Origin of the sequence: Arthrobacter sp. PL16, assembly GCF_035985055.1 — a bacterium.
Classification (GTDB): domain Bacteria; phylum Actinomycetota; class Actinomycetes; order Actinomycetales; family Micrococcaceae; genus Arthrobacter_D; species Arthrobacter_D cheniae.
In genome coordinates this window covers 480,878-507,069 of sequence record NZ_JAXCIC010000001.1, presented here as the reverse complement: position 1 = coordinate 507,069, position 26,192 = coordinate 480,878, and the positions used below count along the sequence as shown (strand labels likewise).

At 68.1% G+C, this 26,192-nt stretch carries 22 protein-coding genes and 1 pseudogene; 9 read left to right on the top strand and 14 right to left on the bottom strand.

Annotated elements, in window-relative coordinates; translation table 11 throughout:
- Positions 1-127 precede the first annotated feature (127 nt).
- From RCH21_RS02285 to RCH21_RS02275, 3 genes are all read right to left on the bottom strand, one after another.
- The gene (locus RCH21_RS02285; protein WP_120147853.1) at positions 128-1,549 is read right to left on the bottom strand and encodes a sugar nucleotide-binding protein; all 1,422 of its coding nucleotides are present in this window, start codon (positions 1,547-1,549) and stop codon (positions 128-130) included.
- Positions 1,550-1,552: 3 nt separating this feature from the next.
- Positions 1,553-2,551 (bottom strand): dTDP-glucose 4,6-dehydratase, encoded by a 999-nt coding sequence (gene rfbB, locus RCH21_RS02280; protein WP_326963028.1) that lies wholly within the window; start codon positions 2,549-2,551, stop codon positions 1,553-1,555.
- A 152-nt stretch (positions 2,552-2,703) separates the two neighbouring features.
- Positions 2,704-3,552 (bottom strand): hypothetical protein, encoded by an 849-nt coding sequence (locus RCH21_RS02275; protein WP_326963027.1) that lies wholly within the window; start codon positions 3,550-3,552, stop codon positions 2,704-2,706.
- 181 nt (positions 3,553-3,733) lie between these two features.
- Here RCH21_RS02275 and RCH21_RS02270 point away from each other — a divergent pair, with 181 nt between their 5' ends.
- Both RCH21_RS02270 and RCH21_RS02265 read left to right on the top strand, forming a co-directional pair.
- Positions 3,734-4,222: a DUF3515 domain-containing protein gene (locus RCH21_RS02270; RefSeq protein ID WP_326963026.1), complete on the top strand. Its 489-nt coding sequence runs from the start codon at positions 3,734-3,736 to the stop codon at positions 4,220-4,222.
- A 78-nt stretch (positions 4,223-4,300) separates the two neighbouring features.
- Positions 4,301-5,158 (top strand): SMP-30/gluconolactonase/LRE family protein, encoded by an 858-nt coding sequence (locus RCH21_RS02265; RefSeq protein ID WP_326963025.1) that lies wholly within the window; start codon positions 4,301-4,303, stop codon positions 5,156-5,158.
- Between the two features lie 7 nt (positions 5,159-5,165).
- Here RCH21_RS02265 and RCH21_RS02260 read toward each other — a convergent pair whose 3' ends face one another.
- Positions 5,166-6,005, bottom strand: a complete 840-nt coding sequence (locus tag RCH21_RS02260; RefSeq protein WP_326963024.1) for an SDR family oxidoreductase — start codon at positions 6,003-6,005, stop codon at positions 5,166-5,168.
- A gap of 130 nt (positions 6,006-6,135) precedes the next feature.
- Between RCH21_RS02260 and RCH21_RS02255 the strand changes: the two genes are divergently transcribed.
- Positions 6,136-7,146 (top strand): glycosyltransferase, encoded by a 1,011-nt coding sequence (locus RCH21_RS02255; protein WP_326963023.1) that lies wholly within the window; start codon positions 6,136-6,138, stop codon positions 7,144-7,146.
- A 74-nt stretch (positions 7,147-7,220) separates the two neighbouring features.
- Positions 7,221-7,448 (top strand): DUF3072 domain-containing protein, encoded by a 228-nt coding sequence (locus tag RCH21_RS02250; RefSeq protein ID WP_120147857.1) that lies wholly within the window; start codon positions 7,221-7,223, stop codon positions 7,446-7,448.
- A 128-nt stretch (positions 7,449-7,576) separates the two neighbouring features.
- On the opposite strand, the gene ribA is transcribed toward RCH21_RS02250, so the two are convergent.
- Positions 7,577-8,983 carry a GTP cyclohydrolase II gene (gene ribA / locus RCH21_RS02245; protein ID WP_326963022.1) on the bottom strand — a complete coding sequence of 469 codons (1,407 nt, stop codon included), beginning with the start codon at positions 8,981-8,983 and terminating at the stop codon, positions 7,577-7,579.
- A 72-nt stretch (positions 8,984-9,055) separates the two neighbouring features.
- Positions 9,056-9,994 carry a LysR substrate-binding domain-containing protein gene (locus RCH21_RS02240; RefSeq protein ID WP_326963021.1) on the bottom strand — a complete coding sequence of 313 codons (939 nt, stop codon included), beginning with the start codon at positions 9,992-9,994 and terminating at the stop codon, positions 9,056-9,058.
- 151 nt (positions 9,995-10,145) lie between these two features.
- Between RCH21_RS02240 and RCH21_RS02235 the strand changes: the two genes are divergently transcribed.
- Both RCH21_RS02235 and RCH21_RS02230 read left to right on the top strand, forming a co-directional pair.
- On the top strand, positions 10,146-13,730 hold the full coding sequence (locus RCH21_RS02235) for a bifunctional proline dehydrogenase/L-glutamate gamma-semialdehyde dehydrogenase (RefSeq protein WP_326963020.1): 3,585 nt from the start codon (positions 10,146-10,148) through the stop codon (positions 13,728-13,730).
- A gap of 151 nt (positions 13,731-13,881) precedes the next feature.
- Positions 13,882-14,931: a YeiH family protein gene (locus tag RCH21_RS02230; RefSeq protein WP_326963019.1), complete on the top strand. Its 1,050-nt coding sequence runs from the start codon at positions 13,882-13,884 to the stop codon at positions 14,929-14,931.
- A gap of 1,005 nt (positions 14,932-15,936) precedes the next feature.
- Here RCH21_RS02230 and RCH21_RS02220 read toward each other — a convergent pair.
- On the bottom strand, positions 15,937-16,365 hold the full coding sequence (locus RCH21_RS02220; protein ID WP_326963018.1) for a hypothetical protein: 429 nt from the start codon (positions 16,363-16,365) through the stop codon (positions 15,937-15,939).
- A 666-nt stretch (positions 16,366-17,031) separates the two neighbouring features.
- Here RCH21_RS02220 and RCH21_RS17145 point away from each other — a divergent pair.
- Positions 17,032-17,353, top strand: a pseudogene (locus RCH21_RS17145) (IS5/IS1182 family transposase); the annotation flags it as partial.
- Positions 17,354-17,441: 88 nt separating this feature from the next.
- On the opposite strand, the gene RCH21_RS02215 reads toward RCH21_RS17145, so the two are convergent.
- The 6 genes from RCH21_RS02215 to leuC form a co-directional block, all read right to left on the bottom strand.
- On the bottom strand, positions 17,442-18,584 hold the full coding sequence (locus tag RCH21_RS02215) for a D-alanine--D-alanine ligase family protein (RefSeq protein ID WP_326963017.1): 1,143 nt from the start codon (positions 18,582-18,584) through the stop codon (positions 17,442-17,444).
- Complete coding sequence (locus tag RCH21_RS02210) at positions 18,581-19,627, bottom strand: NAD(P)H-dependent glycerol-3-phosphate dehydrogenase (RefSeq protein ID WP_326963016.1); 1,047 nt, start codon at positions 19,625-19,627, stop codon at positions 18,581-18,583. Before RCH21_RS02210 ends, RCH21_RS02215 begins: the two co-directional genes overlap by 4 nt.
- A complete protein-coding gene (locus RCH21_RS02205; protein ID WP_442784647.1) occupies positions 19,624-20,430 on the bottom strand; it encodes a lysophospholipid acyltransferase family protein in 807 nt (268 codons plus the stop codon). Before RCH21_RS02205 ends, RCH21_RS02210 begins: the two co-directional genes overlap by 4 nt.
- 13 nt (positions 20,431-20,443) lie before the next feature.
- Positions 20,444-21,793 carry a UDP-N-acetylglucosamine 1-carboxyvinyltransferase gene (gene murA / locus RCH21_RS02200; protein WP_120147865.1) on the bottom strand — a complete coding sequence of 450 codons (1,350 nt, stop codon included), beginning with the start codon at positions 21,791-21,793 and terminating at the stop codon, positions 20,444-20,446.
- Positions 21,794-22,014: 221 nt separating this feature from the next.
- Complete coding sequence (gene leuD / locus RCH21_RS02195; RefSeq protein WP_326963015.1) at positions 22,015-22,614, bottom strand: 3-isopropylmalate dehydratase small subunit; 600 nt, start codon at positions 22,612-22,614, stop codon at positions 22,015-22,017.
- Between the two features lie 9 nt (positions 22,615-22,623).
- Positions 22,624-24,117, bottom strand: coding sequence for a 3-isopropylmalate dehydratase large subunit (gene leuC, locus RCH21_RS02190; RefSeq protein ID WP_326963014.1), 1,494 nt, complete (start codon positions 24,115-24,117; stop codon positions 22,624-22,626).
- 146 nt (positions 24,118-24,263) lie between these two features.
- On the opposite strand from leuC, the gene RCH21_RS02185 reads away from it, so the two are divergent.
- Together RCH21_RS02185 and RCH21_RS02180 are read left to right on the top strand one after the other, a co-directional pair.
- Positions 24,264-24,983: an IclR family transcriptional regulator gene (locus tag RCH21_RS02185; protein WP_120147868.1), complete on the top strand. Its 720-nt coding sequence runs from the start codon at positions 24,264-24,266 to the stop codon at positions 24,981-24,983.
- A 1-nt stretch (position 24,984) separates the two neighbouring features.
- Positions 24,985-25,575: a DUF1697 domain-containing protein gene (locus RCH21_RS02180; protein WP_326963013.1), complete on the top strand. Its 591-nt coding sequence runs from the start codon at positions 24,985-24,987 to the stop codon at positions 25,573-25,575.
- A 77-nt stretch (positions 25,576-25,652) separates the two neighbouring features.
- Here RCH21_RS02180 and RCH21_RS02175 read toward each other — a convergent pair whose 3' ends face one another.
- Complete coding sequence (locus RCH21_RS02175) at positions 25,653-26,027, bottom strand: cupin domain-containing protein (protein ID WP_120147870.1); 375 nt, start codon at positions 26,025-26,027, stop codon at positions 25,653-25,655.
- Positions 26,028-26,192: the final 165 nt, after the last annotated feature.

Genomic DNA, 26,192 nt, shown 5'->3' with positions numbered 1-26,192 from the left:
TCCCCGACGGGCTCTCGCATCATCGGCAGGGGACCGCTCTGTGGCTACCCCGTTGTACGGACCGTGACTCATAGGCCCTGCCGTGGGATTCCGGACCGGCGCAGGTGCCCTGCACCCCGGCGCCGGCTCATGCCGTCGTCAGGGCGGTGACGTAGTCACCGAGCCGGTCAGCGGCAGCCGCGGGGGCGAAGCCGGTGGCCCGTAGCTTGGCGAGGTCGAGCGTGCTCTGCAGGGGACGCGGAGCGGCAGCCTTGCCGGCGAAGTACTCCTCCGTGCTGACACCGGTGACGTCCGCGCGGTTCCTGCCGCAGAGGGCGTACACATCGGCCGCGATGTCGGCCCAGCTCTGGGGCTCCCCGTCGTTCGTCACGTTGTAGGTGCCGAACGGCGCCTCGTTCCCGACGAGGTGCAGGATCGCAGCGGCGATGTCCGCGGTGAACGTGAGGCGCCCGATCTGGTCGTTCACGACGCTCGGGGAGATGCCCCGTCCCGCAAGGTTCGCCATGGTCCGTACGAAGTTTGCTCCCTCGCCGATCACCCAGCTCGTGCGCAGGATGTAATGCCGCGGCACCGTCGCGACGATCGCGTCACCCGCCGCCTTCGTCTGGCCGTAGACGCCGAGCGGGCTGAAGGGCTCTGCCTCCTGGTGCAGCTCCTGCGTTCCGTCGAACACGTAGTCGCTGGAGATGTGGACGAGGGTCAGGCGGTGCGTGCTCGCTACCCTGGCGAGGGCCGCGACCCCTGCGACGTTGACGGCCCAGGCGGCAGCCCGGCCCTCGGCGCTCTCGGCCGCGTCGACCGCGGTGTAGGCCGCAGCGTTGATGATCGTGTCGTAGGCCGTCCACGGGCGGGCGCCGTCGAGCTCGTCACTGAGCAGGTCCAGTTCGGCCCGTCCCGCGAATTCGACCGACGGCTGGTCTGCGAGGGCGGACCGCAATGCCTTGCCGAGCTGGCCGTCAGCGCCCACGACGAGCGTCCTGCGCGGAGCCAGGGCGGTGACGTCGCCGAGGCGCGGGTGGGCCCGGTCCTTGTCCGACAACTCCGCGTTGCCGAGGGGGATGGGCCATTCGATGGCCGCCGTCTCGTCGGCGAGGTTCAGGAACACGTACTGGTCCTGGGCATCCGCGGACCAGTGGTCGTTGACCAGGTAGGTGTACGCCGTGCCATCCTCCAGCGTCTGGAAGGCATTGCCTACGCCCCGCGGGATGAAGATCGCCGTCGAGGGGTCGAGCTCGGCGGTGAAGACGGCGCCGAAGGACGGCCCTTCGCGGAGATCGACCCAGGCGCCGAAGACCCGGCCCGTGGCAACGGAGATGAACTTGTCCCACGGTTCGGCGTGGATCCCCCGCGTCGTACCGGCGGTCTCGTTGAAGGAGATGTTGTTCTGGACCGGACCGAAGTCGGCGAGGCCGGCGGCGGTCATCTTGGACCGCTGCCAGTTCTCCTTGAACCAGCCGCGGTTGTCACCGTGGACCGGCAGGTCGAAGAGCACGACCCCGGGGATCGGCGTCTCGCGCGAGGCGAGGGGTTTCGAGAAGACGGGACCCATGCGCTACTGCCCCAGTTCGATGTACTTGGACTCGGTCACGGCCTTCTGCGGCCGCCACCAGGTTTCGTTGTCGCGGTACCAGGCGATCGTGTCGCGCAGGCCCTGCTCGAAGTGGTGGAACTCGGGCGTCCAGCCGAGCTCGGTGCGCAGCTTGGTCGAGTCGATCGCGTAACGGAGGTCGTGGCCCGCGCGGTCGATCACGTGGTCGTAGGCATCCGCAGCCTCACCCATCTCGGTGAGGATGAGCTCCACGACATCCTTGTTGTTCCGCTCGCCGTCGGCGCCGATCAGGTAGGTCTGGCCGATCTCGCCCCTGTTCAGGATGGTCCATACCGCGGAGGAGTGATCGTTCGCGTGGATCCAGTCGCGGACGTTCAGGCCCTCCCCGTAGAGCTTGGGACGCACGCCGTCGATCACGTTCGTGATCTGCCGCGGGATGAACTTCTCGACGTGCTGGTAGGGACCGTAGTTGTTCGAGCAGTTGCTGATGGTGGCCTGGACCCCGAAGGACCGGACCCACGCACGCACGAGGAGGTCGGACGCCGCCTTGGTGGACGAGTAGGGGCTCGACGGATTGTAGGGCGTCTCCTCCGTGAAGCGCTCGGGGTCGTCGAGCTCGAGGTCGCCGTACACCTCGTCGGTGCTGATGTGGTGGAAGCGCCTGCCGTACCTGCGGACCGCCTCGAGCAGCGTGTAGGTGCCGATGATGTTCGTGTCGAGGAACGGGCGGGGGTCATGCAGCGAGTTGTCGTTGTGGGATTCGGCGGCATAATGCACGACGGCGTCGGCCCGCTCAGTGAGCGGACCGACCACGGCGGCGTCCGCGATGTCCCCGACGACCAGTTCGAAGCGCTCCGAGGGCAGCCCCTCGAGGGAGGCGTGGTTGCCTGCATAGGTCATCTTGTCGAGGACCGTGACGGAGACGTCCGTGTGCTCCATCAGATAGTGCACGAAATTGGACCCTATAAAGCCGGCGCCGCCGGTCACCAGGAGATTCTTCACGTCCTGCACTTTACCGGGTGCACCCGCGGTTGCCTGGTCGGGCGCAGTTCACGGCAGGCCGACGCCCTTTGGACTTCGACTGGGAGGCGCCCTCGTGCTCCCCGTCGCCTCAGCCCTGCACCAGCCGGCACGGACCGGTGCAGGGCTCTGCGTCACGACTGGTGGCGGCCCCGCCTGCGCACGACGACGACGGCGACAACGGCCAGGAGAGCGGCGAGGAGGCCCGCACCGATCCACGTGACGGGTGCTGTCGAGGACGCGCGGTCCTCGCCCACGGCCGCCGCAGTACTGCGGACCGATGGCGATGCGGACCGGCTTGCCCGCGGCGACGCGCTCGCCGTCGGGCTGGTGGTCGGGGCTGCGACCGTAGGAACGGCCGCAGGCGGCGCCGCGGCCGGTGATGCGGTGGGCGATGCGCCGGCAGTGGACGCCGGGACCGGAGCCGGGATCGGAGCCGGTGCATTCGCGGATGCCGTCGCCGAAGGGCCTCCGGCGGTAGGGCTCGGTGCGGGTGCCTCGGCCGGTACGTCCACGACGTCCCCCGACACGGAGTCGTACCGCAGGTTCGTGTAGATCAGCGTGTCGGCGAACAGGAGATAGCCGGTGTCCGGCTCGATGAGGTGGCCGGTCCCCGGATGAACGAGATAACCCGTCCGTGCATTGATCGCGAAGCCGGTCGCCGAGTCGACGCCGGCCGTCGCGGTGGGATCGGGCACGGGCGGTGCGGGCTCGCCGAAGGTCGCGGCGGGCTGCGGCTGCTTCACGACGTCCGGCTGTTGCCGGGCTAGGACGTCCGGCTGCTGCTGGGCGACGACGTCCGGCTGCTGCTGCTGCTGCTGGGCGACCATGGCCGGCCGGACGGCCGCGGGATCCACCGCGAGCGCGGAGGTGGGCGCGGCGATCAGTGCTCCCGCGACGAGGAGCGCAACCCTTCCGGATCGGGATCCGACTGTCCTGGTGCGGGCTGTCAGGGGCAGGGCGGGGTGGTGGGGCGCTGTCATTCGTCCTCGGCTCGATGTCCGCACCCGTGCCGCTGAGACAGCATCGGGCGCGCAGGGGACCGTCAGCGTGGCTCGGCTGCGGCTCTCGAATACTACTGTCGGCGATCCTCGCGGCCCGTTCACCGAAGCCCTGGCCGCTCCGTGTCGTCAGTGCGCCGGGGCTACACATTAGGGTGGGACCATGCGTGCTCTCCCCCGCGCCGTAGCCCTCGCGGCGGCGGCCGTCACCCTGCTCGTCGTACTGCCCGGCTGTACCTCCGTGGTCGACGTCGATCCGGCGGAGGATGCCGCGGACGCGTCGTGCGCCGACGTGATGATCGCGCTGCCGCCCACGGTCGCCGAGAACGAGCAGCGCGACACCAACAGCCAGGCGACGTCGGCCTGGGGTGATCCCTCGAAGGTGGTCCTGCGATGCGGCGTAGGTGTACCCGGTCCCACCACCGATCCCTGCGTGACGGTGAACGACGTCGATTGGGTGGTGCGTGAAGGGGACCCTGCGTGGACGGCGACGACGTACGGCCGTGATCCCGCCGTCGAGGTTTTGTTCGACCCCGACGAGGTGGCCTCGAGCACGGTCCTCGTGGAACTGGGCGATGCCGTCTCGCGGGTCGAGCAGACGCGCGCCTGCGTGGGCCTGTCCGATGCGACTCCGGCACCGCCTGGCGGCTGACGCGCTTCGGCCGGCCGAGCCGGATCCCACGTTTTACCCAGCTTCACCTGAACCAGCCGCGACCCGCCAGGAGGCACCGTGAAAGCCGAACAGATATCCGACGTCTGCACCTTCCACGGAGAGGGACCCTACTGGGACCCCCGGCGCGGGGAGCTGCTCCTGGTGGACATGATGGAGGGTGATGTCCTCGTACGCCACGAGGACGGCACCTTCGATCGGCATGACGTGCACCCGCGCCTCGCCGGAGTGATCCGCGGCCGGACCTCGGGCGGCTACGTCATCGGCGTCGAGCGGGGATTCCTCTTCTCCGACGACGCATTCACGGACCTCGTTCGGGGTCCCCTGGCCTTCAGCGATCCCGCCGTACGCATGAACGACGGCGGCTGTGACACCGCGGGCCGCTTCCTCTGCGGGTCGATGGGCTGGGGGGGCGGCTTCGGTGCGGGCGCGCTCTACTCACTGGACCAGGACCATGCTGTCTCCACGGTCCTGGAAGGACTCACCGTGTCCAACGGCCTGCACTTCTCCCCGGACGGCGGCACGGCCTTCCTCAGCGACACCCCGACGGGGCGAATCGATGCCCTCGGGTATGACGTGGAGGCCGGGTGCTTCACGGACAGGCGCACGTTCGCCGTCGTCGAATCCGCCCTCGGCATGCCCGACGGAATGGCCATCGACGCGGAAGGCGGCATCTGGACCGCGCTCTACGGCGGAGGAGCCGTTGCGCGCTACGACGCCGCGGGGAAGCTGTCGGAGCACATTCCACTCCCCGTCACGAACGTGACGGCCTGCGCGTTCGGCGGCAGGGACCTCTCGACCCTCTTCATCACCACCACCCAGGAGAACATTCCTGAGGGCTCCGAACCGCAGGCCGGCGCGCTCTTCTCCCTGGACGCAGGAGTAGCCGGAGCGGCCCTGCCGATGTTCAGGGGCTAGGTGCGCCTCAGAGAATCGGCTTGCCGCCCGTGACGGCGATGCGTGCTCCCGAGACATAGCTCGCCTCGTCGGATGCCAGCATCACATAGACCGGCGCGAGCTCGGCGGGCTGACCGGCCCGCTGCATCGGCACCTGCTGGCCGAAGCTCTCGACCTCCTCCTCCGGCATCGTGGCAGGGATGAGCGGGGTCCAGATAGGTCCGGGAGCCACCGAGTTCGCCCGGATGCCGCGCTCGGCGAGCAGCTGCGCCATCGACGCGATCATGTTCGCGATGCCGGCCTTCGTCGCCGAATAGGGCAGCAGTGTCGGCACCGGATTGTCCGAGTTGACGGAGCTGGACCCGATGATCGAGCCGCCGGGACCCATGTGCGGCAGGACGGCTTTCGTGAGGTGGAAGAAGGCGCTGAGATTGGTGGCGAGGGTGTAGTCCCACTCCTCGTCCGGGATCTCCTCGATGGACTCGTGCGACATCTGGTACGCGGCGTTGCTCACGAGGATGTCCACCCGGCCGAATTCCTCGACGGCCGTATCGATAACGGCCCGGCAGGTCGCGGGGTCGGCGAGGTCACCGGGGAACAGGACGGCCTTCCGCCCCGCCTCCTCCACCCAGCGCGCCGTCTCGCGGGCGTCGTCGTCCTCGTTCAGGTAGCTGATGAGCACATCCGCACCCTCCCTCGCATAGGCGATCGCCACCGCGCGGCCGATGCCGCTGTCACCGCCCGTGATCACCGCCTTCTTGCCCGCGAGGCGTCCCGAACCACGGTAGGACTGCTCGCCGTGATCCGGTGTCGGGTCCATGGCTTCCGTGGTTCCGGGTGGTTCCTGCTGCTGTGCTGGCTGGCTCACTGTTCCTCCTGGTGTCTACGGATGATCGCACCCGTGGGTTCCTTGCCCTTCCACCGTAAGCACGCTTAGTAATTGAAGGGAAGCGGACATCCGGTCCGGGAATCCGTTGCACAGGAGGACCTGCAGTCGCATGCCGTATGCAGCCGAGTACATCCTGCCGCTCAAGTGGGCCGACATCGGAGCGGTGGCCGAGCTGTCCGGCTACCTGGAGCACCTGGTCCGGTGGGTCGATGTCACCGTGGTCGACGGCTCCGCCGGCCCCTTCTTCGAGCGGCACGCCCGGGCCTTCCCCGCCGGTGTCCGCCACGTCAGGCCCGATCCGGAGCTCCTCCGCCGGGGCGGAAATGGCAAGGTGCTGGGTGTCCTGACCGGATTGGCCCTGGCGCGGCACGAGCGCGTCATCGTTGCTGACGACGACGTCCGGTACCGCCGCCCCGACCTGCAGCGGGTGCTCGGCCTCCTCGACGGGGCGGATCTGGTGCGGCCCCAGAACTACTTCGCGCCGCTACCGTGGCACGCCCGCTGGGATACCGGACGGGCGCTGCTCAACCGGGCTCTTGCCTCCGACTACCCCGGCACGCTCGCGATCCGGCGGAGCATCGTCGTTGCCGCCGGCGGCTACAGCCCGGACGCCCTCTTCGAGAATCTCGAGCTCATCCGCACCGTACGGGCCGCGGGCGGTGTCGAGGTCCGCGCCGACGACCTCTTCGTCCGTCGCATCCCCTGCTCGGCCCGGCACTTCGCCCGGCAGCGCGTGCGGCAGGCCTACGACAGCTTCGCGCAGCCGGTGAGGCTCGCTGTAGAGCTGAGCGTACTGCCGACGGTCCTGCTGGCCCGGCCTACGGGCCGGCAGCTCGCGGTCATCGCCCTCACCGTCGTCGCACTGGCCGAGGTGGGACGGCGACGGCGGGGCGGGCGTACGGTCTTCCATCCGGCAGCCGCGCTGTGGGCCCCGGTGTGGCTCCTCGAACGGGCCGTGTGCAGCTGGCTCGCCGTCGTCTGCAGGGTGCGCGGAGGAGTGGGCTACGCCGGGGGGCGGATGAAGCTTGCCGCCCACTCCGAGCGGAGCCTGCGGATCCGATGGGCCGACGGCGGGCATCTGGGGCCCCCACCTCGCTCCCCCGGGTCGGACTCCACCTGATCCCTCCGCCTGACGGTGTCGGTGATAGTAAGTACACTGATGGCTCAAGCCGATCACGATGAAGAGGTACTCACATGGCAGACACACTGGGAAGTCCGAACTCCGAGCCCGAGGGTGGTTTCGAGCGGGATCCCTCCGACTGGGTGACCGGTGACGAGCCGATGACCGCGGCGCAGCGCAGCTACCTCGACACCCTCGCACGGGAGGCCGGCGAGGAGATCCCGGCGGATATCAACAAGGCCGAGGCCTCGGAGCACATCGACCGGCTGCAGAAGAAGAGCAAGCGGGTCAGCGACTCCTGAGCTCCGACGCGTGACCTCACGGTCGCCTGATCCCACTCGACGACGCCCTTCCGTGGGCAGGTCCGGACATTCCCACTGGACGGGGTCGACGAGTGGGATTCTCGCGTCCGGGGCTGCCGCCTACCCGCTTACCGTGCGGCCGCGAAGTTGAACTCGGTGCAGATGTCCCGGCCGAACACGAAGCGCCGCACCGGAGCCGTGCGTGCCTCGGCCAGGACGTCGGAGCCGGTGAAGCGGATGCCGGGAACGCCGTCCCCGACGAGCACGGGGGCCGTGGTGAGGTAGAACCTGTCCAGCAGTCCGGCCTCGAGGAAACGCGACACGGTATTGCCGCCACCCTCGACGAGCACCTTCCAGAGTCCCCGGGCCTGCAGGATGTCCAGGACCCTGCGAGGCGCAAACTCCTCCGCAGGCAGCCTCACGACCTCCACCGAGGCGGGCAGTCCGTCGGGCACCATGGCGTCGAGGCCCGTGATCCAGAGGGTGGGGACGCCGTCGTCGGCGAAGACCCGTGCATCCGCGCCGACTTTCGCGCCGGCGTCGAGCACCACCCGCACGGGGCTGCGTCCGGCCACGTCCCCGACGGCCAGCGAGCAGTCCTCGGCGAGGACCGTCGATGCACCGACGACGACGGCGTCCACGAGCGCGCGCAGGCGCTGCAGGTGACCGTGGTCGCCCCGGTCCTCGTGCAGGCCGGAGTCGCCGGAGCGTGACGCGATGAAACCGTCGAGGCTCTGCCGCAGCTGCCCGATCACGAGCTGCCCCGTTGCTGCCGCGAGGTAGCCGTAGCGATGGGTGAGCTCCTCCGGCTCGCCCGGCGCGGGAGCGGTCGGCACGACGCCGTCGAGCAGGGCCTCCCACGCGTCCGCTGACGGAGCGGCGTCGTCGTGCCTCATGCGGGCGCGCTTGGTCGCGAGGTAGCCGGCATTCTCGGAACGCTCGGACACCGCGAGGCCGCGGCGCTCGACGACGCTGATCCCCAGCTCCTCCAGGGCTTCCTCCTTGGCCGGATTCCCTGAGAGCAGGCGGACCGCACTGATGCCGAGGTCCTGCAGGATCTCGGCCGCCTGGTCATAGCGGCGGGCGTCGATGGGCAGTCCAAGGGCGGTGTTCGCGTCCACGGTGTCGATGCCCTGGTCCTGCAGCGCGTAGGCCTTGAGCTTGGCGAGGAGCCCGATGCCCCGGCCCTCGTGTCCGCGGACGTACACCACGGCCCCTCGCCCCTCCTGGGCGATGGCAGCGAGCGCGGCGTCGAGCTGCTCGCCGCAGTCGCACCGCCACGACCCGAACGCGTCTCCGGTCAGGCACTCGCTGTGGACGCGCACGAGTGGGGGCGGATCCTGGGGGCCGTGGGCGTCGTCGTCGATCCCCTGTGCGAGGACGACATGCTCGATCCCTCCGCCGTCACGGTAGCCGACCATGCGGAAGGTCCCGTGCCTCGTCGGCAGGACGGTCTCCACGACCCGCTCGACGCTGGCCGGGACGGAGGAGGACTCGGACTCGGACTCGGCGGACCGGATGGACTGGGCGGGCATGCAACAACCTTAGGAGCGGTGCGGACGACGGCGAAAACGTGCGTCGTACTGTCAACGGACAGCAGCAGCCGTTTATTGCTGGATCAGGGACGGCGGGTGCCGGGGCAGGGGACGGCGCACTCCGGCCGCGGCGCGTCCGAGGACCTCGCGGAAGGCCAGCACGGCCGGCCGGCGTGCACCTGCGCGGCGTGCGGACGTGAAGATCGAGCGGCGCGGGCTGTCGTCGAGCTCGAGGAGCTGGACGGGCACGCTCCGCCCCGTCCACACGAGGTCCGGCATGAGGGCGACGGCGTTACCCGACTCGATCAGGCGGATCTGCGCCTGCAGGTCGGCGGTCTCGTAGCGGACGTCCGGCTCGAAGCCCGCTCGCCGGCACGCCTGCTCCGCCCAGTGACGGGACGCCGCTCCCCTGGGCTCCATCACCCACGCCGCCTCCGCCGCCTCCGCGATCGTGGAAATACCCTCATGCCCCATGCCCGCCCCGGGGACGGCGAATCGAATGGCATCCTCCGTCAGCGGCAGGTGGTCCAGCTCGGGGTGGCGGGGGGCGGCGTGGCCCGGGTACTGCTCGGCGATCACGAGGTCGAAGTCACGGGCGAACGTCTCGTACAACGCTTTCTCCGGCTCGCGCTGCACCATCTCGATGCGGACGTCCGGGTAGTCACGCGTCATGGCGGTAAGGGCGTCGGGCATGAGCGCCAGCGCCGCGGACTGGAAGACCGCGACCCGCACGGTCCCGGACACCGTGGTCAGCGACGCCGCCAGATCGGCCTCGGCCCGCTCGAGAGTCTCGAGCAGTTCCGCGGTGTGGGCTACGAGCACTTCGGCCTGTGGCGTGAGCACGACCCGCCGACCGGTCTTCCGCAGGAGCTCGACGCCGACCTCCTTCTCCAGGAGAGCCAGCTGCTGCGACACGGAGGACGGGCTGTAGCTCAGGGCCGCTGCCACCTCCGCAAGCGTCCCCCGGAGCTTGAGCTCGCGGAGCAGGCGCAGCCGACGCAGGTCGAGCATGGGACCTCCAGGGAGTAGTTACTACAGTCCTACCGATGGATAACCTTCGGGAATCGTCGCTTTTGCTAATCCTAGGGCCTGCCGATACTGGAAAGTGAAGTTGCTGCTTCATCCTGTGCCGGCGTGAGCCGTCCGACCGAGAGCCGTTGCCATGACAACCCAGATCCCGCCCCGTGAGGGCCTTTCCGCCACCGCGACACCCCTGGACACGTCCGCCGTGTCGGGCCAGGGGTCCGATCACGCGGCGGCGCACTCTTCCGCCCGAGACACCACCCATTTCTCCACCGGAGGCGCCACCCACTTCTCCGCCGGGTCAGGCGGCAGCACGGACATACCCGCAACGCTGCCGGAGGCGTCGATCGCGCTCGTGCGCCGGTGGCTCACCGAAGCGTCGAACGTCCCGGTCGACACTTCGGCACAGCAGCTCGCCGGCGTCCTGAAGGATCCGAACGGGCTCGCGTTCACGGTGGGCTTCGTCGACGGCGTCATCCGTCCGGAGGACCTCGCCGTCGCAGCACGCAATCTCGGAGCCATCGCACCGATGGTGCCCGGATTCCTGCCCTGGTACATGCGCTCCGCGGTGAAGATCGGGGCCGCCGTCGCGCCCGTCCTTCCGCAGGTCGTCATCCCCATCGCGCGGCGCGTGCTCCGGGGCATGGTGGGCCACCTCATCATCGATGCTTCCGACGCCAAGCTCGGCCGGTCGATCAGCAGGATCAGGCGCGAGGGAATAGGCCTCAACGTCAATCTTCTCGGCGAAGCCGTGCTGGGAGACCGTGAGGCCGAACGCCGGTTGGAGGGCACCGTCCGCCTCCTCGAGCGCCCCGACGTCGATTATGTCTCCATCAAGGTGTCCTCCACCGTCGCCCCCCATCCCGCCTGGGCCTTCGAGGAGGCCGTGGAGCACGTCGCCGAGAAGCTCACTCCGCTCTATGCACTCGCGGCCCGATCGGAGAAGCCCAAGTTCATCAACCTCGACATGGAGGAGTACAAGGACCTCGATCTGACGATCGCGGTCTTCACGGCGATCCTCGGCCGTCCCGAATTCGAGACCCTCGAGGCGGGCATCGTGCTGCAGGCGTACTTGCCGGACTCGCTCGCCGCGATGATCCGGCTGCAGGAGTGGGCGGCCGCCCGACGCGCCCGTGGCGGAGCCGGGATCAAGGTCCGGGTCGTCAAGGGTGCCAACCTCCCGATGGAGCACGTCGAGGCGTCCCTCCACGACTGGCCGCTGGCCACCTGGGGATCGAAGCAGCAGTCGGACACCCACTACAAGCGCGTGCTGAACTATGCGCTGCAGCCGGACCGCATCGACAACGTCCGCATCGGCGTCGCAGGCCACAATCTCTTCGATCTCGCCTTCGCGTGGCTCCTCGCCGGCGAGCGCGGCGTCCGCCACGGTATCGAGTTCGAGATGCTCCTCGGCATGGCCCAGGGTCAGGCCGAAGCCGTCAAGCGCGATGTCGGCTCCCTGCTCCTCTATACGCCCGTCGTCCACCCCAGCGAATTCGACGTCGCCATCGCCTACCTGATCCGACGCCTCGAGGAGGGTGCGAGCCAGGACAACTTCATGTCCGCGGTGTTCGAGCTGTCCGAGAACGAGGCGCTCTTCGAGCGGGAGAAGAACCGTTTCCTCGCCTCGCTGCAGGAGCTCGACACCAGCATCCCGGCGCCCAACCGCCGGCAGGACCGGACCGTCCCCTCGGCGGCCCACCCCGGCAGCGGTTTCGCGAACACGCCTGACACGGACCCTTCTCTGCCCGCCAACCGGGCGTGGGGCCGGGCGATCCTCGATCGCGTCCCCACGTCCCGCCTGGGGAACGACGTCGTCGCCGCCACGACCCTCACGCGTGCCGAGGAGCTCGAGGACACCATTGCCGGCGCGGTGTCCGCGTCGGGCTCCTGGGGTTCGCTGAGCGGCGCCGAGCGCGCAGCGGTCCTGCACAAGGCGGGGAACTCGCTCGAGGCACACCGCGCGGACCTCATGGAGGTCATGGCCGCGGAGACCGGCAAGACGCTGGACCAGGCCGACCCGGAGATCTCCGAGGCCGTCGACTTCGCCCACTACTACGCCGAGCGCGCACGCGAGCTCGACGACGTCGACGGTGCCTCCTTCTCCCCCGTGCGCCTCACGGTCGTGACGCCGCCGTGGAACTTCCCGGTCGCGATCCCGGCCGGGTCGACGCTCGCCGCCCTGGCGGCGGGCTCAGCGGTCATCATCAAGCCGGCCTCGCAGGCACGCCGATCGGGTTCCGTCATGGTCGAGGCCCTGTGGGCGGCAGGCGTACCGCGTGAGGTCCTGCGGCTCGTGCAGGTCGAGGAGGGCGACCTCGGCCGGCAGCTCATCGCCGACCCGCGGGTCGACCGCGTGATCCTGACCGGCGGCTACGAGACCGCCGAACTGTTCCGCTCCTTCCGGACGGACCTGCCGCTGCTGGCGGAGACCTCCGGCAAGAACGCCATCATCGTCACGCCGAGCGCGGACCTCGACCTTGCGGCGAAGGACGTGGCGCAGTCGGCCTTCGGCCATGCGGGCCAGAAGTGCTCGGCGGCCTCCCTCGTGATCCTCGTGGGCAGCGTGGGCACGTCCCGGCGCTTCCGCAACCAGTTGCTCGACGCCGTCACCTCGCTGACGGTCGGCTACCCGGAGGATCCGACGGCGCAGATGGGTCCCGTCATCGAGCCGGCAGCGGGGAAGCTCCTCGACGGCCTGACGACGCTGGGCGAAGGGGAGTCCTGGCTCGTCGAACCCCGCAAGCTCGATGACTCGGGCCGCCTGTGGAGCCCGGGGGTGCGCGACGGCGTGCGGCGCGGTTCGACGTACCACCTGACGGAGTACTTCGGCCCGATCCTCGGCATCATGACCGCCGCTACCCTCGATGACGCCATCGCGCTGCAGAACGACATCGACTACGGACTGACCTCCGGCCTGCATTCGCTGGACAGCCGTGAGATCGCGACCTGGGTAGACGGCGTGCAGGCAGGAAACCTGTACATCAACCGCGGTATCACCGGGGCGATCGTGCAGCGGCAGCCCTTCGGCGGCTGGAAGAAGTCGGCCGTCGGTGCCGGCACCAAGGCCGGCGGCCCGAACTACCTGGTGGGGCTCGGCTCCTGGTCGTCGAAGGAGTCCCTCACCCGGGGGGCTCCCCTGCCCGTCGTCGCACCCCTGCTCACGGCGGCACGGTCGGCAGGCCTGCCCCAGACCGACGTGGCTCGTCTGGAGCGCGCCGCCGCATCGGATGCTGCGGCCTGGACCAGCGAATTCGGCCGCGTGCAGGACGTCTCGGCCTTGGCCGCGGAGCGCAATATCTTCCGCTACCTCGCCCATCCCGTGACGGTGCGCCTCTCGCAGGGCGCGCTCCTCGCCGACCTCGTCCGGGTCCTCCTCGCCGCTGGGGCGGCCGGTGCGCCGGTCTCCGTCTCCTCCGCCGTGGAGCTCCCCGACGAGCTCCGCTCCGTCGTCGATGGCCAGGCCGACAGCGTTGCCGTGGAGGACGATGACGCCTGGCTGGCCCGTGCGGGACAGCTTCCCGTGCGCCGTATCCGACTCATCGGCGGAAGCGCGTCAGCCCTCGCCGTTGCCACGGGAGGACGCCCGGATCTCGCGGTCTATGCGCAGCCGGTCACCGAATCGGGACGGGTCGAAATCCTGCCGTTCCTGCAGGAACAGGCGATCAGCATCACGGCGCACCGCTTCGGCACGCCGAACGCACTGACCGAGGGCATTCTCTAGTCCGGCCCCGCGTCCGGTCCGTCGGCTCGTCACGGCGCCCTCTGGCAGAATCGATCCCGACAGTATCGATGCCCGCCTGGGCGGCCGGAAGGATCGACGCCCCGATATGAGAGACACCGGGAGGACCCCGAAGACCCGGGAGCCCTGGCTTATGGCGTGGCTCCCGGGTCTTCTCGTGATGGCGGCCGGCGTCACCGCGTCCCTGGCGCTGGCTTCGCTCCAGACTCTCCTCGGGGCCCTTGTCGTCGCGCTCCTCCTCGGAATCCTGCTCGGCAACTCCAGCCTGTATTCCGAGGGGCTCCGAACGGGTGTCGCCGGCGGGACCAAGCGCCTGCTGCGCGCCGGTGTGGTCCTTCTCGGACTCCAGCTCGCCCTGCCGGACATCTTCGCCCTGGGGCCGCAGGTCGTCCTCCTGATCGTCGCGTGCGTCGCCGTGAGCTTCTACAGCACGCTATGGCTCGGACGACGCTTCGGCCTGACCCGGACAGGGTCCCTCCTGATGGCGGCGGGCTTCTCGATCTGCGGCGCGTCGGCCGTCGCAGGAATGCAGGGCATCATCGACGCCGACGACGACGAGGTGGCCTCCGCGGTCGCGATGGTCACGCTCTACGGCTCGCTCATGATCGTCGTCCTGCCCCTGCTGAACGCGGTGATCGGACTCGACGGGAGCCGCTTCGGCATCTGGTCCGGCCTCGCCGTCCACGAAGTGGCGCAGGTGGTCGCGGTGGCCAGCACCGCCGGCACCGTGGCACTCGCGTCCGCGACGGTGGTCAAGCTCGGCCGCGTCCTCATGCTGGCGCCCGTGGCAGCCGTGGCGAGCATCGGCGAACGACGGCGGGCTACTGCTGCTGCTGCTGCGCCGAGTGTCCCGGAAGGGACGCCGAACGGCTCCGGGATGTCCGGCGGAGGAGCTCGCGCCGACCTCCGTGCCGCACGTCGGACCACGCCCCTGATTCCGCTTTTCGTCGTCGGGTTCCTCGCGATGGTGGTCCTGCGGTCCCTCGACGTCCTGCCGCAGCCTCTCCTCGACACCGGCCGGACCCTGACGACCATCCTGCTGGCCGCAGGAATGTTCGGGCTCGGCGCAGGGATCGACATCCGGCAGCTCCTGCGCACGGGCGGACGGTTCGCTGCGGTCGGCGCTGCCTCCACCCTGCTGCTCGCGGGGGTCTCACTTCTCGGCGTCGTCGTCCTGGCTTAGAGTGTGTCTCCTGATGCCCGGAGCCAGAGTGTGACGGCGCTGAAGACAACCCGCCGTAGGTGAAGTGAGCTTGTCGTAGCGGGACGAACTTCCGGCATTGCTGGCTGATGGTGAAGGGGCGTCTGGTGCATTCCTTGGAGTCCTCGACGTCGTAGCTGACGGGTCGGTCCTCGGGTCGCGGCGTCCGGGGTGTCCTTGCTGGTCGAAGGGCTCCGGAATGACCGCGACGATTCCACGGGAGGGAGCGCAGGTGCTGACCGATGACCCGCACCGAGTAGGCCTCGTCGCCGCGGACCCGGTCCCGGCCGGGCGACTCGAGAGTGATTCATCAGGATCGGGAACATCGGCGCGTCTCCGGCGTGATCTGGTCCGATGAGGACCACCAGGGGAAATCCCGCCCATCAGGGACGTCGTGAATCTTCGTGCTCGGCCCGCCTCCAAGACCGGCCCATGCCATGATCCGCGGTCCCATCGGGCCTGCGTCAAAGAACATCACGCGCACTCGGATATCCTCCCGTACGCCATCATCACCATCAGGAGACGCGTCCTCGTGTTTTACCTTTTCAATCCCCGCCGTCACTAACTGAAGCTCCAGGGAGGGCTGTCCGCCCGTCCTGAAGTGGTGGCTGCCCCGTGAAGCGACACCCGCGATAAGTCAGTCGCAATGAGTCAGTCGCAATAAAGTCGAGTCGATCGAGGATTACAGGAGCTTGAGAACTCGAACGCCCAATTCCCCATTGGGTGAGGCTGCCGCAGCGCTATCGATAACGCCCCTATTCGCGGGATGCATCGATCTCTCCGGCCGCGAAATCGGACTCAAGCTAGCTGGCCGGTGCGCAGCCGTATATCCATCCACGGCGCCGAATCTCTTTGAAGCTCACATGCCCCGATGACATGACCCGGCAAGGGTTGGTCCTCCGAAGGCCCAACCCCCACCGGGTCGAGAATGCCCATCAAGACACTCAAAGAAAATTCTCGTATCATGCACTAAGTGGACCTGCGTTATTAGTAACTATGATGACCGCCTTTGTCACATCTGATCCTCATCTTATCGCTCTTATCCCAGCCATCCTTCTCGCTGTAGCTATACGCCTGGTAAGAGTTGTCGCACTTGCCCTTCTGGATTAGGTAGTTGAAGTCACCGCGCTGCGTCCACACGTAGCGCTCGTCGATTATCCTTTGTTTGCCATTGTGATTTATTTGGACGACTTGCACGTAAACCTTCTTGGAATCGTAATCGTCGCCGACGACCTTCAGTTTGCCGTCACGGTTCACCTTGAGGGTTAGATCTTCATCGTCGCCGTGGTAGTTCCCATCCATTGCTACTTGGACGGGGGACGCAATGGCTGGTGCCGAAAGACTCATGCCTGCCAGCAAACCGAACAGTGTTCCTGCAACGAGGATGAACAGGCGCCAAGTAAGAGATTTTTTCATGATGGCTTTCTTCCACACATGCCGGGCCAACAATAGGAATTGGTGCGTGCCGCGGTCAGCACGCCGCGGGCGGATGTCCGGCGAGGCCGCTCGTTCATGCCAGAGCAGATGCGCAAACCAGGAATAATTCGGACAGCCTTGCCTGCCTGCGTTCGTTTCCGCTGCCTCTAGTTGCGATCTTCACATTCGGACCGTGCTTCCCCAGCAGGGCCGCCCCTACACCTTTTCCGGGTGCACTTTCATTGTAGATGACCGCTAGCGATCAGAAAAGGGCTGTGATACTTTATTCAATGTGTCGGTCCATCAATCTTCGCCGCACCTGAACACCGCCCGCCTGCCGTCATGGAATGGTACCTTGAAGATCCGCCGATGCTCCTAGGTCTTATTCAGCATCAAGCCACGAATAACGGGTCGAGCAAGTAATTATGGTGAAATGGCGTCGATTCTGCAAGTAGTCGACACCCGAATTCGGGTAGTTAACGGCAAAAATGGGGTATCTTATAGAAGAACCTCTGGTCAGTACCGCCAGATGCACCGACCGGCGCAGTTAGTGACGGCGGGGATTGAAAAGGTGAAACACGAGGACGCGTCTCCTGATGGTGATGATGGCGTACGGGAGGATATCCGAGTGCGCGTGATGTTCTTTGACGCAGGCCCGATGGGACCGCGGATCATGGCATGGGCCGGTCTTGGAGGCGGGCCGAGCACGAAGATTCACGACTTCGTTGAGGGGCGGGATTTCCCCTGGTGGTCCTCATCGGACCAGATCACGCCGGAGACGCGCCGATGTTCCCGATCCTGATGAATCACTCTCGAGTCGCCCGGCCGGGCCCGGGACGCGCGCGCTTGCACGCGGACCGGGGCCGCGGCGACGAGGCCTACTCGGTGCGGGTCATCGGTCAGCACCTGCGCTCCCTCCCGTGGAATCGTCGCGGTCATCCCGGAGCCCTTCGACCAGCAAGGACACCCCGGACGCCGCGACCCGAGGACCGACCCGAAGAACCGATCCGGGTCACGCCAGGGCGCGGGCGGGAGATAGGGACGCGAACTCTCATGCCCCCGGTAGGCCGGTCGGCTCAGCGCAGGCCGGTACCGCGGTCGAGGGCGAGCCCGATCAGTTCATCGATGAGCTCTGTATAGCCGAGACCGGACTTGGCCCACATCTGCGGGTACATGCTGATCGGGGTGAAGCCCGGCATCGTGTTGATCTCGTTGATCACCAAGCGGCCCTCCGGGGTGTAGAAGAAGTCGACGCGGGACAGACCCTCGCCGCCGATCGCCTCGAATGCCTCGGCTGCGGAATGACGCACGCGTTCGATGACCTCCGCGGGAAGGTCGGCCGGACAGGACAGCTCGGCGGCAGCCCCGTCCACGTACTTGGCCTCGAAGTCGTACCAGGCGTGGTCCCCGGGCTGGATGGCGATCTCACCGGGAAGGGACGTGCGCGGGGCGTCGAGGCCCCGGCCCTGCAGCACGGCGACCTCGATCTCGCGGCCCACGATGCCGGCCTCGATGACCACCTTGGGATCGAAGGCACGCGCGGCCTCGACCGCGGCCCGGATCCCGGCGGCGTCCTCCACCCGGGTGATGCCCATCGAGGAGCCGGCCCTGGCCGGCTTGACGAACAGGGGGAACTCGAGCGCCGTCGCCCGCTCGATGCTCGCCTCGGAATCGGTGCGCCACTGGCGATCCGTCACCACCACGTAGGGGCCCACCTCGAGACCCACCGACGCGAAGACCACCTTCATGAAGTGCTTGTCCATCCCGACGGCGGACGCCAGCACACCGGCGCCGACGTAACGCATGTCCGCCATCTCCAGCATGCCCTGCAGCGTCCCGTCCTCACCGAACGGACCGTGCAGCAGCGGCAGGACCACGTCCACCCTGCCGAGGCTCTCGGGGACCGAGCCGGGTGCGGCGACGAGCAGTTCCTGCCCTGCCCTGCCATCGCCGGCGGTGCCCATCACCACGGCCTGCTCGTTCGCCGTGACCTCGGGCAGGACGTCGGACCGAAGGGACCAGGCGGACGGGTCGGCCGAGACCAATGACCACTGGCCGGATCTCGCGATCCCCACGGGAACGACGTCGTAGCGGGAGCGGTCGATCGCCTCGAGGACGCCGGCCGCGGTCACGCAGCTGACGGCGTGCTCGCTGGAGCGTCCGCCGAAGAGGACGAGGACGCGGGCCTTGCGGGCAGGAGTGGCAGTCTCGGTGGTCACGATGCGTGATCGCCTTCCGGCTTGAGGTTGCGGGCCAGCAGGCGCGGCCCGAGGTCGTTCACGGACAGGCGTCCCTGGAGGACGGCCACCACGCTCTCGGTGATGGGCATGTCCACGCCGAGTTTCGTCGCGGACTCCAGGACGGCCTGCGCGGACTTGATACCCTCGGCCGTCTGGTTCATGCGTACCGTCACCTGGTCGAGGGTGAGCCCCTGACCCAGCAGGTGACCGGCGGTGTGGTTCCTCGACAGGGCGGAGGAGCAGGTGGCGATGAGGTCCCCCATGCCCGCAAGCCCGGCCATGGTCTCCGGCCTGCCCCCGAGCGCGACGGCGAGGCGCGTCGTCTCGGCGAGGCCCCGGGTGATGACGGAGGCCTTGGTGTTGTCGCCCATGCGGCGGCCCTCGCAGATGCCGACGGCCAGGGCGATCACGTTCTTCACGATCCCGCCGATTTCCACGCCGATCACATCGGTGGAAGTGTACGGGCGGAAGTAGGACGCCGTGCACGCCGCGGCGATCCAGGTGGCGGTGTGGTGGTCGGGACAGGCGACGACGGACGCCGTCGGTTCCTCCCGCGCAATCTCCATCGCGAGGTTCGGGCCGGACAGGACGGCGATGCGCCCGGCGGGGAGGCCGAGCTCCTCGGCGATGACCTCGCTCATGCGGGCGTCCGTGCCCACCTCGAGCCCCTTCATGAGGGAGACGAGGACGGCATCGGCCGGTATGAGCGGTCGCCAGGCCGGCAGCTGGGCGCGGAGCGTCTGCGCGGGAACGGCGAGGACCACGAGCTCGCTACCGGTGAGGACGGCGTCGACGTCGGCCGACGCGGTGATGTTCAGCGGGAGCCGGATGTCTCCGAGGTAGCGCGCGTTCCGGTGTTCGGCGGAGATCTCGTCGGCGACCTCGGGACGCCGGGACCACAGCATGACGTCGGTCTCCGCGGAGGCGTCCGCCAGGACCTTCGCGAAGGTCGTTCCCCAGCTCCCCGAACCGAGGACGGCGATCTTGCGGGGCGGCCGGGCACTCCTCACGGTGTCGCTCACGGCTTGGCCCCTGGCTGGGCCTCACCAGGACCCTGCTCCCTCGTTCTGCTCTCGCGGGATTCGACGTCGCGGGGTTCGCGCCCCATCCGATCCTGCTGCTGCAGCGCCGGATTCCAGCGCTCGGCTGGAGCCTGCTCGCCTCGGAGCTCGGCGAGGAGCTCGGTGACGGCATCGAGGATGCGGTCGGTCGCCGCGTCGAGGGTGGTGCGGGTCAGCGGTGCACCGCGGAACTCGCTGAGGTCCACGGGATCGCCGACGAGCAAGCGGGAGCGCTTGCGCGGGAACGGGTAGAACCGCTTGGCGTAGCGGGGGAAGAACTCGTGGGCGCCCCACTGCGCGATCGGTACCACGGGCGCACCGGTCTGCAGGGCCAGGCGGGCTGCGCCGGTGCGACCCTTCATGGGCCACATGTCCGGGTCCCGGGTGAGGGTGCCCTCCGGGTAGATGATGATGCCACCGCCGTCCGCCAGCGCGTCCCGGGCGGCTTCGAGGGACCGGTTAGCGCCCGCGGAAGTGCGCTCCACCGGCACCTGCCTGATGATGCGCAGGATGGACCCGATCACCGGCACCTTGAACAGCGATGCCTTCGCCATGAAGTGCGGCATGATGTCCTGGTTGTAGAGGAAGTGAGCCACCACGATCGGGTCGATCTCCGTGACGTGGTTCGGGCAGACGATGATGCCCGTGCCGCGGGGCAGGCGTTCCTGCCCCTGCCATTCCTTGGACATCATCGCGTTCATGGCCGGCCTCACCCAGGAGGCGAGGAAGGCGAACATGGCACGTGAGCCCCGAGGCTCCCCCACGTTCCCGGACCGCCTAGGAGAGTGCCACGGCGGCAGCCGGGGCGTCCTCCGTGATATCGAAGTCGGCGCCCAGGCCCTCGAGCTTGTCCTGGAAACGCTCGTAGCCGCGGTTGATCAGTTCGATCCCGGTGACGTGTGAGACGCCGTCGGCCGCGAGGGCTGCGATCAGGTGGCTAAAGCCTCCACGCAGGTCGGGGATATGGATGTCCGCACCACGGAGTTGCGTGGGTCCGGAGATCACGGCGGAGTGGAGGAAGTTTCGCTGGCCGAAGCGGCACGGCACACTGCCGAGGCACTCTCGATGAACCTGGATGCTGGCGCCCATTCGGATCAGGGCATCGGTGAAACCGAAACGGTTCTCGTAGACCGTCTCGTGGACGATGGACACGCCGGAGGCCTGCGTGAGGGCGACGATGAGCGGCTGCTGCCAGTCGGTCATGAAGCCGGGGTGGACGTCCGTCTCGAGGACGAGCGGGGAGAGGGGCTTACCCGGGTGGTAGAAACGGATGCCGTCGTCGTCGACGTCGAAGGCTCCGCCGATCTTCCGGTAGGTGTTGAGAAACGCGGTGAGGTCGAGCTGCCGGGCACCCTCCACGTAGATGTCACCCTTGGTGACCAGTGCGGCGGATGCCCAGGAGGCCGTCTCGTTACGGTCCGAGATCGCCTTGTGGTTGTACCCGGTCAGTTCCTTGACGCCCTCGATGCGGATGACGCGGTCCGTCTGGACCGTGATAATCGCGCCCATCTTCTGCAGGACGGCGATCAGGTCCATGATCTCCGGTTCGACGGCGGCACCCGACAGCTCGGTGATGCCATCGGCTCGGATGGCCGTGAGAAGCACCTGCTCCGTTGCTCCGACGCTCGGGTACGGGAGGGTCAGCTTAGCGCCGTGGAGGCCCTTCGGTGCGGAGATGGAAATACCGCCGGGACGCTTGTCGACGACGGCGCCGAAGTTGCGGAGGACCTCGAGGTGGTAGTCGATCGGGCGGTCACCGATCTTGCAGCCGCCGAGGTCCGGGATGAAGGCCTCGCCGATGCTGTGCATGAGGGGCCCGCAGAACAGGATGGGGATGCGGGAATCGCCGGCGTGGGCGTCGATGTCCTTGGAGCGAGCCATCTTCGCCTCGCTCGGGTCCATGGTGAGGTCGCCGGTGACCGGGTCCTTGGTGACTGTGACGCCATGCAGCTGCAGCAGGCTGGTGACGACGTCGACGTCCTTGATCTCGGGGACGTTCCGGAGGACGGACGGCGTGTTGCCGAGGAGTGAGGCGACCATGGCCTTCGGAACCAGGTTCTTCGCCCCGCGGACGGATACCTTGCCCGTCAACGGAATGCCGCCGCGAATGGTCAGAACGCTACCCATGAATACCTATTTTCCTCATACGTTTAGCCCCCGCGGAGTCGAAAATGCTCGTTCCAAGCATAGGAGCACCCCGGGGCAGACAGAAATACAAGGGTACTTCGTGCGCACCCTCTTCCATGATAGGAACCCCCGCGAGTGCGCCGGCATTCCGGCAGGCCCTTCGAACGGCACGTGACCTGCGCGACATCCACCTACGGGAGGCCCGGTCACCGAACCGTGGCTCAGCTGCGGACGGGCAGCGTCGTCGGCTTGAAGGACGGGCGACGGGCTTCGAACGCCGTGATGTGCTCTTCCTGGCGAAGCGTCAGGCCGATGTCGTCCAGGCCTTCGAGCAGGCGCCAGCGCGTGTAGTCGTCGATCTGGAAGGGTGCACTCACGGAGCCGCACTGCACGCTGCGGGATACGAGGTCCACGGTCACGGTGGTGCCCGGCTCGTTCTCGATCACCTTCCAGATGAGCTCGATGTCATCCTGCGCCACCTGCGCGGCGACGAGTCCCTGCTTCCCCGAGTTGCCGCGGAAGATGTCGGCGAAGCGCGAGGACAGCACCGCGCGGAAGCCATAGTCCTTCAGGGCCCAGACAGCGTGCTCGCGGGAGGAGCCGGTGCCGAAATCCGGGCCGGCGACGAGGACGGAGCCGCGGGAATAGGGCTCCCGGTTGAGGATGAATCCCTCCTCCTTACGCCATTCCGCGAAGAGCGCATCTTCGAAGCCCGTGCGGGTGATGCGCTTGAGATAGACGGCGGGGATGATCTGGTCGGTGTCGATGTTGCTCTGGCGCAGCGGAACGCCGATGCCGGTGTGCGTGGTGATCTTCTCCATGGCGGGCTCCTAGGCTGCTGGCACGGTGGGCGTTGCGGACGCAGCGTCCGCGGGATTCACGGCAGAGGCGCCCGTACTGCCCGGCAGCGGACCGAGGTCCGACGGCGAACTGAGGGTACCGCGCACGGCCGTGGCGGCGGCGACGACGGGTGAGACGAGGTGCGTGCGTCCGCCCTTGCCCTGGCGTCCCTCGAAGTTGCGGTTCGAGGTCGAGGCGCAGCGCTCCCCGGGCGCGAGCTGGTCGGGATTCATGCCGAGGCACATGGAGCAACCGGCGAACCTCCACTCGGCTCCGAAGTCCTTGAACACACGGTCCAGACCCTCGGCTTCGGCCTGCAGGCGCACCCGGGCTGACCCCGGGACGACCATCATCCGAATCGCGGGATCCTTGTCCCGTCCCCTGATAATGTCTGCCGCGATGCGGAGGTCCTCGATGCGGCTGTTGGTGCAGGAGCCGAGGAATACGGTGTCGACGCGGATGTCCTTCATCGGCGTGCCGGGCTCGAGGGCCATGTAGTCCAGGGCCCTCGTGCAGGCGGCCTTGTCGTTCTCGTCCGCGAAGTCGTCCGGTGACGGCACGGCCTGGGAGAGGGAGACTCCCTGGCCCGGATTCGTGCCCCAGGTGACGAAGGGCTCGAGCTCGTTCGCGTCGAGGAACACCTCGGCGTCGAAGACGGCGTCGTCGTCGGTGCGCAATTCACGCCAGTCGGCGACGGCGGCATCCCAGTCCTCGCCCTGCGGGGCGTGCGGGCGGCCCTCGAGGTACGCGAACGTGGTCTCGTCCGGCGCGACCATGCCGGCGCGGGCACCGGCTTCGATGGACATGTTGCAGATGGTCATGCGCGCTTCCATCGACAGTGCCCGGATGGCCGACCCGCGGTACTCGAGCACGTAGCCCTGGCCGCCGCCGGTGCCGATCTTGGCGATCACCGCCAGGATGATGTCCTTCGAGGTCACTCCGGGCTTGAGCGTGCCCTCGACCGTGACGCCCATGGTCCTGAAGGGCTTCAGCGACAGGGTCTGGGTGGCCATCACGTGCTCCACCTCCGACGTCCCGATACCGATGGCGAGCGCCCCGAACGCTCCGTGCGTCGACGTGTGCGAATCGCCGCACACGACCGTCAGACCCGGCTGGGTCAGGCCGAGCTGCGGACCGACGACGTGGACGATGCCCTGCTCGGCGTCACCGAGCGAGTGCAGGCGGACGCCGAATTCGCGGCAGTTCGCGCGGAGGGTCTCGATCTGCGTCCGGCTGGTGAGATCGGCGATCGGCTTGTCGATATCCAGCGTCGGGGTGTTGTGGTCCTCGGTGGCGATGGTCAGGTCGGGGCGGCGCAGCGGCCGACCGGCAAGGCGGAGGCCCTCGAACGCCTGCGGCGAGGTCACCTCGTGCACGAGGTGCAGGTCGATATAGAGGAGGTCGGGCTGCGCTTCGGCGCCGACGACCTCGCCCTTGCGGACCACGTGCGCGTCCCAGACCTTCTCTGCAAGTGTCTTGCCCATGACGATCGTCCTTTTCTGTTCCGAAGCGCCACACCGGTGGGGCGGCGGCTGTCGGGACCAACGGTGGTGTCAACTCAACCAGTGCCCGACAGGGAGTGCCAGCCGGACGGCTTGCGTCTCAGATAATGAGACTGCAATATCATCCTATGGACAATTCTAGCGGCGTCGGCGTCATCGACAAGGCCGCGCTCGTGCTCGACGCCCTCGAGGCCGGACCGACGACGCTCGCACAGCTCGTCGCCTCCACGGGCCTCGCCCGGCCCACCGTCCACCGGCTGGCTCTCGCCCTCGCACACCACAGGCTCGTCGGACGCGACATCCAGGGGCGCTTCGTGCTCGGCAGCAGGCTCGTCGAACTGGCGTCCGCGGCCGGCGAGGACCGCCTGATCGCGGCGGCGGGACCCGTCCTGCTCAACCTGAGGGACGCGACGGGCGAAAGCGCGCAACTTTTCCGGCGCCAGGGTGACTGGCGCGTGTGCGTAGCCTCCGCCGAGCGACCCGTGGGCCTGCGCGACACCATCCCGGTGGGGACGCAGCTATCCATGAGGGCCGGCTCGGCCGCGCAGTGCCTGCTCGCCTGGGAGGACCACGACCGCCTGCTGAAGGGCCTGCAGCACGCACGCTTCACGCCGACGGTACTGGCGGGAGTCCGTCGTCGCGGGTGGGCCCAGAGCCTCGGCGAGCGTGAGGCGGGAGTCGCTTCGGTCTCGGCTCCCGTGCGCGGACCCTCCGGAAGGGTGATCGCCGCCGTGTCGATCTCCGGTCCCATGGAGCGCCTGACCCGCCAACCGGGGCGCATCCACGCCGAGGTCGTCTCCGACGCGGCCCGCCAGCTGACGCTTGCGGTCGCCAAGGCGGCGGACTGACGTGGGTGCACCGGATCAGGGGGACCCGGTCGGGCTGAAGCAGCGGTATGCGATCTTCCTGCGCGGCGTGAATGTCGGCGGTATCACCGTTCGGATGGCCGATCTCCGGAGCGTGCTCGGGACCCTGCCCCTGACCGACGTCGCGACCGTCCTCGCGAGCGGCAACGTCACGTGCACCTCGGAACTGAACGCTGCAGCCATCAAGGACCTCGTCGAGGACGCGCTGCGGCGCCGGTTCCGGTACCAGGCGTGGGTGATCGTCGTCAGGCGCGCGGATCTTGCGGCCGTGGCGGCATCCGTGCCGACACGTCCGGACGGCGGTGACGGCACGTCTGTGGCGCCACCCGACGTCCACACCTATGTGACTCTGTTCACCGGTAGGGACGAACTCACTGCCTTCCTCGACGACGCGAACGGCATCGAGGAGCAGCCGACCGTGCTCGCGGGTCGGACCGCCGTCGCGTGGTTCTCCCCCAAGGGCCGGTCGACGGACGTCCCCCTCGCGAAACTGCTGGCGCGCTCGCGCTTCGCCGCCGTCTCCACGACGAGGAACATCAACACCATCGAGAAGGTCCTGGGACTGCTCGGCTGATCGGTGGCGTCCGAACGCCGGACAAGCACCGTCCCGCCTGAGCGCTCCGGCCGGTACTCCCGCTCCCGTTGCCGCGACTAGGCCGGTTTGGCGTACGTTGCCGCGCTCATGATCTCGTAGCCCACGAACGTCTCATCGTTCTCGACCCAGGCATCATGGCCGGCGGGTATCGAGTAGGCGTCGCCGGCGTGGATGGTGGTGCGGGTTCCGTCCTCCATCTCCACTGCCAGCGTCCCGGCGGTGCAGACCCCCAGGTGGTTGTTCTGGCAGCTCTCGGTATGGACCACGGTCTTGACGGTCTCGGACCATCGCCAGCCGGGCTCGAATGTGAACCTGCCCAGCGTGGTGTCGCCGAGGCTGACCACGTCGACTTCGGTTTTCGGCGGACGGCGCTTTTCATCGGGCTCGTTGAAGGATTTCGATTCAAGGGCGTTGACAGTTATGGCAGGCATTTTGTCCTCCTCGATGGGTTGCTTCTAACCGTTCATCCGGAGGAGAAAGCAGATGCTCCGGGAATGAGGATCCGGCGGACCCGATGGGGGCGCCCTGTGAGGGCTGGGCCGGACACGTGCGGGCGACGCTAAAAGCGTGCTCTCACCCGTAGTGGATGTCAATGT